Below are 1,124 nucleotides of genomic sequence, written 5' to 3' on the forward strand. Positions count from 1 at the left end.
AAGGTACTGGCGGCCAAGCCGACCAGGGTGCCCTCTACCTCGGCAGCAATCGCGATGACACCGGACGGAAAGTGGCCGAACGCTTCACGCAGCGACGTCGGGCTCAGTTCTGTTGCACTCATAACACCTCCATCTTCACACAGCGCCGTGTCACACCTGCTCCGCCCGTCCGTACCCGTGAGCGGCGGCGACGTCCGGGTGCGCTCGCACCCGGCTCTTCCACGCATTGCGCCCGTACACCGCATAGATGCGGTCGTTCGAAGGGTCCACACTCACGCCCCGGGCGTGGGCCGCGAGTTCGTCGGGCAGCGTCAGCACCGGCAGGCCGGCGTCGAGCCGGGGATTGAAGAAGTACGGTACCGAGATGCGCTCGGTGGTACTCACCTGCACGCGGTGCTCGGTGGCCCGCAGGTAGCCGCCGCTGGCGATCTCCAGCATCTCGCCGATGTTGACGATGAAAGCCCCCGGCAGCGGATCGACATCGATGTACGTGCCGTCGCTGCCACGGACCTGCAGACCTCGGGTGTCAGGCTCGGCCAGGAGCAGGGTCAGCACCCCCGCGTCACGGTGTGCACCGACCCCCTGGTCGGTCTCGGCCTGCGCCGGGTACCGAACGATCTTGATCAGGGTCGCCGGGGTGTCGGCGAACGCGGCGTCGAACACCCCGGGGTCGGCACCGAGGCCGGCGGCCCAGCGCTGCAACAGCACGCGCCCGACCCGGGCCAGTTCGGCATCCCACTGCGCGACGACCTCGGGGAGCTCCGGCAGACCCGCAGGCCACTGGTTGGGACCTTGCAGCCGCAGATAGTCCTGATCGGGGTCGGCCAGCGGGGTGCGCTCAGGTCCGATGTCGATCTGTTCACGCCAATCGACCCGTCCGCCGGTGAGCTCACCACCCAACCGGGTGTAACCGCGGAAATGCGGGCTGTTGGTCATCGCCACCGCGTCCTTGGCCGCCTGCGGCAGCGCGAACAAGCGGCGGGCGGCGGCCAGCAGCCGGTCCGACAACTCGCTCGGCACCCCGTGGCCGGTCAGGTAGAAGAAGCCCACGTCGTGAGCGACCTGGCGCAGCCGCTCCGGCGCGTCGTTCAGATCGACGACCGGCAAGGCCGTCCGCACAGACG

The 1,124-nt window shown here is 69.0% G+C and carries 1 protein-coding gene; it reads right to left on the reverse strand.

Annotated features, from left to right (window positions below; genetic code table 11):
* Positions 1-150: 150 nt before the first annotated feature.
* Positions 151-1,119 carry an isopenicillin N synthase family dioxygenase gene (locus tag ACWGPE_RS19140; protein WP_452049336.1) on the reverse strand — a complete coding sequence of 323 codons (969 nt, stop codon included), beginning with the start codon at positions 1,117-1,119 and terminating at the stop codon, positions 151-153.
* Between the last annotated feature and the right edge of the window lie 5 nt (positions 1,120-1,124).

The organism is Agromyces sp. NPDC055658, assembly GCF_053618155.1.